The following is a 6,519-nucleotide window of genomic DNA, read 5'->3' on the forward strand; positions in this document are numbered from 1 at the left end:
GCAGCAGCGTACCACCGTGGGTATCGTCGGGTTGCTGATTGCGCTCTATTCCGGGGTTAACTGGATGGGCAACCTGCGTGAAGCCATTCGCGCCCAGTCGCGTGACGTCTGGGAGCGTACGCCGCAGGATCAGGAGAAGATATGGGTGAAGTATTTGCGCGACTTTATCTCGCTGATTGGTCTGCTGGTGGCGCTGGTCATCACGCTCTCTATCACCTCGGTCGCCGGTTCTGCGCAGCAGATGATTATCTCCGCGCTGTATCTGGACTACATTGAATGGCTGAAACCGGCCTGGCGCGGTATAGGGCTTGCTATCTCCATCTTTGCTAACTACCTGCTGTTCTTCTGGATCTTCTGGCGTTTGCCCCGCCATCGGCCGCGCAAGAAGGCGCTGATCCGTGGGACGTTGATTGCCGCCATTGGCTTTGAGGTGATCAAAATTGTGATGACCTATACGCTGCCATCGCTGGTGAAGTCCCCCTCCGGCGCGGCCTTTGGTTCGGTGCTGGGGCTGATGGCCTTCTTCTATTTCTTCGCACGCCTGACGCTGTTCTGTGCCGCGTGGATCGCCACCGCAGAGTATAAAGACGACCCGCGCATGCCGGGAAAAACCCACCACTGATGTCCTGTCGGGCTGATATTTCAGCCCGATTCATCATTTCAGCATATAAATCCAGACCGTAACTTTTATTTAACTAAAAACCAGTTTTAATGACTGATATTTAAAATGTGTGAAGCATTTCATGGAAGTGTTTTCGCTGGCCTGAAAATTATCCGCTTTTTGTTGCTTTTATGACCATGTCACGCCTTTGTTACAGATTGAAATGTCGCTTTTGCTGTGCCTAATATGGCCCTTCGTTCGTCCAAAAATAAGAAAATATTATGCAAGCAACAGCCACCACACTTAACGAAGGGGCGGAACACGTTCCGGTCAACTCCCGCAATAAAGTCGTCGTCGCATCGCTGATTGGCACCGCCATTGAGTTCTTCGACTTTTATATTTACGCCACCGCTGCGGTCATTGTCTTTCCGCATATTTTCTTCCCACAGGGCGACCCGACGGCAGCCACGCTACAGTCTTTAGCTACCTTTGCTATCGCCTTCGTTGCGCGTCCTATAGGTTCAGCGGTCTTTGGCCACTTTGGCGATCGCGTCGGTCGTAAAGTGACGCTGGTTGCCTCGCTGCTGACGATGGGGATCTCCACCGTCGCCATCGGCCTGCTGCCGACCTATGAAACTATCGGCATTCTGGCGCCTGTGCTGCTGGCGCTGGCGCGCTTTGGTCAGGGCCTGGGGCTGGGCGGGGAATGGGGCGGCGCGGCGCTGCTGGCGACCGAGAACGCCCCGGCGCGTAAGCGTGCCCTGTATGGCTCTTTCCCACAGCTGGGCGCGCCGATTGGCTTCTTCTTCGCGAACGGCACCTTCCTGCTCCTCTCCTGGCTGCTGACCGATGAACAGTTCATGAGCTGGGGCTGGCGTATTCCGTTCGTCTTCTCTGCCGTGCTGGTGCTGATTGGCCTGTACGTGCGCGTGTCGCTGCACGAGACGCCGGTCTTCGCTAAAGTCGCCGCGGCGAAAAAGCAGGTTAAAGTTCCGCTGGGGACGCTGCTGACCAAACACCTCCGCGTGACCGTGCTGGGTACGTTCATCATGCTGGCGACCTACACGCTGTTCTATATCATGACCGTGTACTCCATGACCTACAGTACCGCCGCCGTACCGGTCGGACTGGGCCTGCCGCGTAACGAAGTGCTGTGGATGCTGATGATGGCGGTTATTGGATTTGGCGTGATGGTGCCCATCGCGGGCCTGCTGGCGGATAAATTTGGCCGTCGTTCAAGCATGATCGTCATCACCTCGCTGATCATCCTGTTCGCACTGTTTGTCTTCCCGCCGCTGCTGGGTTCAGGTAGCCCTGCGCTGGTGATGGCGTATCTGCTGATTGGTCTGAGCCTGATGGGGCTGACCTTTGGCCCAATGGGCGCGCTGCTGCCGGAGCTGTTCCCGACTGAAGTGCGTTATACCGGCGCGTCGTTCTCCTATAACGTTTCGTCTATTCTGGGCGCCTCGGTGGCCCCGTATATCGCCACGTGGCTTCAGGCGAACTATGGTCTGTTCTATGTGGGTGTCTATCTGGCGGCCATGGCAGCGTTGACGCTGATTGCGCTGCTGCTGACGCACGAAACTAAGCATCAGACTCTGTAAGCGAATGCCGGGTGGCGGCTACGCCTTACCCGGCCTACGATTCACATGTAGGCCGGGTAAGCGCAGCGTCACCCGGCAAGAACAGGCCACACCTTACTTCTTCATCTGCGACAAAATCGTCCGACACTGATTCGCTTCGCCTTCTGACGGCGAAATCAACGCCAGCAGCGCCGCCGCAGGGGTGACCAGCGTGGCGAGGGCGGCGGCAACCGCACCGCGCGCAATCAGCGGCCCGGCCTTCACGCCCGCCTGCGGATCTTTGAAGGTCCCGCGAACGTAGAGCGGCGAGCGCAGGGTGATGATGCGAATGCCTTTACTTTCCGGATCGATGGTTAAATCCAGCTGCTCGGACGCCATGCTGGCGGTACCGGTGATGTTGATAACCGCGTTTTCCGTGTCGAATGCGAAAATCTGCGGACGCGCCACACCGTTGACCAGGTCCACGTTTGCCGCCGCGCAGTTCACGCGCACTTCATCGTCTCCGAAGATTTGTCCGACGATGAAGTTACCGACGTTCAGCCCCAGGATCTCCATCAGGTTACGGCTCACCAGCCCGTCGTTCATCAGCAGCTTCAGGTTGCCGTTTCCGCTGCCTAACAGCGCGGCCACAGAGTTACCCGTGCCGCGAATATCCGCATCGCCGTTCATCTCACCGAGGGTTTTCTGCATCAACTCCACGTCCGGCATCAGCTCTTTCAGCTTCAGACGACGCGCCTGGATCTCCGCCCTTCCCTGCATCGGCTTTTTATCCCCCTCCAGGTGGATATTCGAGGAAATGGTTCCCCCGGCCATGCCAAACTTCAGCGGTTGCAGGCGCAGATCGGCGTTTTTCAGGATGATATGGGTCGAGAGGTTGCTCAACGGCAGCGTGCTGCCATGCTCAATTTTACGTCCTTTGAAGCGCACGTCCGCATCCATTACGTCCCACTTGTCGGTTTCGAAGCGGTCATAGGGCAGCACTTTACCCGCAGGCTGAGCGTCCTTTTTGACCTCTTTTGACTTCGTGCCTTTACCCGAATCTACGCCAATCAGCGGACCAAGATCGGCCAGACGCAGCTGGCGGGATTCAACGTCCCCCTCCAGTTTCGGGCGCGGTTTTCCGGTGGTGTAGGTCAGCGTGCCGTGTATATCGCTATCGCCGATGCGGCCGTTGAACCCCCGGTAGTCAAAGACGGACGATTTTTCAGCGTCGATTTTTGCGACCAGCCGCCCGTCCGTTTCAAACGGCGGGGTATCCGGCAGCAGCACGCCGGTGAGATCGTACAGTTCACCCAGCGAATCCCCGGCAAACTTAAGCTGGAGGTCGACGCCGCCCATGTTCATCGGGTCGTTAACCGTGCCCACGAACGCCACGCGGGTATTGCCCGAGCGGAAGTCCGCCTGCACCGGGAATGGCGTACCCTCGCTCCTGAGCGCCAGCATACCGCCAATTTTCCCTTTACCCGTCAGTGGCTGGCCGTTGTAGCGCCCTTTCGCTGTCAGGCCGAAGACGTAATCGCCGGCTTTGCTGTCATCGCCTTTGGCTTTGCTGCCCGTCACTTCGCTAAACGGCAGCGGCTTGCCCAGCGGATCGACGAGGATCTCCACGTCAGCCTTACTTACTTTATCGTCAATGGCGATCCGCCCCCGATCGAACAGAATATTGTCGAGGCGGAAAGACCACGAAGAGGGCTGCGCATTCGGATCTTTATCGCCGCTGCTGGCGAGATCGAACGTCCAGTTGTTGGTTTTCTCCGACAGGCGAATCAGCCGCGCGTCGGGCTGCTGAAGTTTGATCCACGGCAGATACACCGTTTTGGTTAACAGGGCTAACGGCGCCAGCGTGGCTTCCACGCGCGGCAGGTGGATCATGGTCACTTCGGGGATGTCCGGCGGATTGCCAAGAATGATGTCGTCAGCGTGAACGTGCGGCCAGGGCACCCAGCTTCGCCAGCCGGTTTCCTCTTTCTGACGCTCCCACACGACCCCCAAATCGCCACGTATTGCGAAGGGGCGGTTTAGCTCGGTCGAGACTTTCTGGTTGATGGTCGGTTTGAGGCGGTTCCAGTCAAACGTGGCGATAATGATGATTAAGACCACGATCAGCAACAAGAAAATCCCTGCTGTCCAGGAAATCACCCTGGTTGTTTTTGTCATTGTTGTCCCCTTTCCTGATGAACTTGCCTTTAAAACTATAGTTCAGACAAAGGGAAGCGGGCAGATCAGAGGGTGGTTATCACCTTTTCCAGGGTATCCATGGGGACAGGACGAGAGAGGAAATAACCCTGTGCCGCCGCTGCCGGAGAATTTTGCACGTCGCGCCACTCTTCCAGCGTCTCTACGCCTTCCACAATGACGCCCTGGCAATAGCGGTTCATCAGTTGCAGGAGCATCGTAAACAGGTTCCGTCCTTCCGGTGTCTGGCGCAGCATGATAAACAGGTCGCGGGCCACTTTGATGTAGTCATAACGCACTTCGCTCAGGGCGGAGAAGTTGGCCATACCGGTACCGAAATCATCCAGCCACAGCGGGCCAAACTCACACATCGAGGCAAATGAGGAGTCCTGCGGCAGCTGAACATGTTCCACCAGCTCGAAGCGCATCCACGGCAGGGTGGCAATCAGCGCCTGCAGCGTCGCATTCTGACGTAACGCCATCAGGGTTGGGCCATCCACGTTCACCGAAGCCAGAATACCGTGCTGCTCGAAGAACGCCTGCTTCGTCGCCAGCATTCTCAGCTGCTCTTCCAGCACGTCGATGCGCTGACGCACGGCAACCTCCGCAAAATAGCGGTCCGGCGCGATACGCTGCGAAGGGTTCGATGGATGAGTGACGACCGTTAACACCTCAATTGCCATTAACCGACCGTCAGTACGGTAGATAGGCTGATAGGTGTACGCTCGCTCACATTGCAGCCAGTAGCGATGCTCCTGCAAGTTCTCAATACTTGCCTCAGGCGTAGTGCTCAGCCGCTGGATAACCTGCTCTGACTTCATTTCGGATGTCCTGTTGTATGGGATAGCCTTTCTGGACTCGTCACTGAGTTATCGGCCCGCCAGGTGAGAACTTTATGTTCAATTCAGCGGGAAAATGAAATTAAGATGACAGAAATATGCCGGAACACGCGCTGGCTCAAAAAAAATAATGGAACGTCGTTTTAATATGGTTGACCGTAAAAAACACACAGCGCACACTACTCTTAATTACTCTGTTCAGGTTCACGACTATGTCTAAGAAAATTGCCGTGATTGGCGAATGCATGATTGAGCTGTCCCAGAAAGGCGCGGAAGTCAGCCGCGGTTTTGGCGGCGATACATTGAACACCTCCGTTTACATTGCCCGTCAGGTCGCCCCCGACGCGCTGAGCGTGAGCTACGTTACCGCGCTGGGAACGGACAGCTTCAGCCAGCAGATGCTGGAGGCCTGGCAGGGTGAAAACGTTGAAACTTCGCTGATCCAGCGAATGGAAAACCGTCTGCCGGGTTTGTACTACATCGAAACCGACAGTACCGGCGAGCGCACCTTCTATTACTGGCGTAATGAAGCGGCTGCCAAATTCTGGCTGGAAAGCGATGCCGCCGCTGCGATTTGCGAAGAGCTGGCCACCTTCGATTACCTCTACCTGAGCGGGATCAGCCTGGCGATCCTGAGCCAGCAGAGCCGTGAAAAGCTGCTGTCACTGCTGCGCGAATGCCGTGCCAACGGCGGTAAGGTGATTTTCGATAACAACTACCGTCCGCGCCTCTGGGCCAGCCGCGAAGAGACGCAGCAGGTGTATCAGCAGATGCTGGAATGCACCGATATCGCCTTCCTGACGCTGGACGATGAAGATGCCCTGTGGGGTGAAAAGCCGGTTGATGAGGTCATCGCCCGGACACAGGCCGCTGGGGTCAGCGAAGTGGTGATTAAGCGCGGGGCGGAGTCTTGCCTGGTGGCGGTGGCGGGTGAAGCCGTGAAAGAGGTGCCGGCGGTGAAGCTGGCGAAAGAGAAAGTGATTGATACCACTGCGGCGGGCGATTCTTTCAGCGCGGGGTATCTGGCGGTACGTTTGACGGGAGGTACGCCAGAAGCGGCAGCGCAGCGCGGACACTTGACGGCCAGCACGGTGATTCAGTATCGCGGAGCGATTATTCCGCGCGAGGCGATGCCTGCTTAAGGAATGGGCGGGCTGATGCCCTCACCCTAACCCTCTCCCACAGGGCTGAGGGTTCCCCACAAATTAATGCGAGCACTGAGCAATCCCCTCGCCCCTCCGGGGAGAGGGTGAGGGTGAGGGGAACATACGGCGGTGGTGGTCATTCCGTTCACTTTATGTTCCTTGCTACTCTGTAACGA

At 57.0% G+C, this 6,519-nt stretch carries 5 protein-coding genes; 3 read left to right on the plus strand and 2 right to left on the minus strand.

Translation table 11 applies throughout. The features are described from left to right. Together yhjD and HP459_RS20315 are read left to right on the plus strand one after the other, a co-directional pair. Positions 1-622, plus strand: a 622-nt coding sequence (gene yhjD / locus HP459_RS20310; protein ID WP_171936726.1) for an inner membrane protein YhjD, incomplete at its 5' end; no start/stop codon positions are given. Between the two features lie 260 nt (positions 623-882). Further along, positions 883-2,205, plus strand: a complete 1,323-nt coding sequence (locus tag HP459_RS20315; protein ID WP_022649720.1) for an MFS transporter — start codon at positions 883-885, stop codon at positions 2,203-2,205. Positions 2,206-2,298: 93 nt separating this feature from the next. On the opposite strand, the gene HP459_RS20320 is transcribed toward HP459_RS20315, so the two are convergent. Together HP459_RS20320 and pdeH are read right to left on the minus strand one after the other, a co-directional pair. After that, positions 2,299-4,341 carry an AsmA family protein gene (locus HP459_RS20320; protein WP_023298835.1) on the minus strand — a complete coding sequence of 681 codons (2,043 nt, stop codon included), beginning with the start codon at positions 4,339-4,341 and terminating at the stop codon, positions 2,299-2,301. A 65-nt stretch (positions 4,342-4,406) separates the two neighbouring features. Next, complete coding sequence (pdeH, locus tag HP459_RS20325; protein ID WP_015571521.1) at positions 4,407-5,180, minus strand: cyclic-guanylate-specific phosphodiesterase; 774 nt, start codon at positions 5,178-5,180, stop codon at positions 4,407-4,409. Positions 5,181-5,410: 230 nt separating this feature from the next. On the opposite strand from pdeH, the gene HP459_RS20330 reads away from it, so the two are divergent. After that, entirely contained in the window at positions 5,411-6,340 is a 930-nt protein-coding gene (locus HP459_RS20330; RefSeq protein ID WP_063148101.1) for a sugar kinase, read from the plus strand. Positions 6,341-6,519: the final 179 nt, after the last annotated feature.

Origin of the sequence: Enterobacter sp. CM29 (assembly GCF_013179605.1) — a bacterium.
Lineage (GTDB): Bacteria > Pseudomonadota > Gammaproteobacteria > Enterobacterales > Enterobacteriaceae > Enterobacter > Enterobacter intestinihominis.

Bases quoted from the DNA above. Each gene is read 5' to 3' on its own strand.
- HP459_RS20330 (WP_063148101.1), top strand. From the start codon at position 5,411: ATGTCTAAGAAAATTGCCGTGATTGGCGAATGCATGATTGAGCTGTCC.
- pdeH (WP_015571521.1), bottom strand. From the start codon at position 5,180: ATGAAGTCAGAGCAGGTTATCCAGCGGCTGAGCACTACGCCTGAGGCA.
- HP459_RS20320 (WP_023298835.1), bottom strand. From the start codon at position 4,341: ATGACAAAAACAACCAGGGTGATTTCCTGGACAGCAGGGATTTTCTTG.
- HP459_RS20315 (WP_022649720.1), top strand. From the start codon at position 883: ATGCAAGCAACAGCCACCACACTTAACGAAGGGGCGGAACACGTTCCG.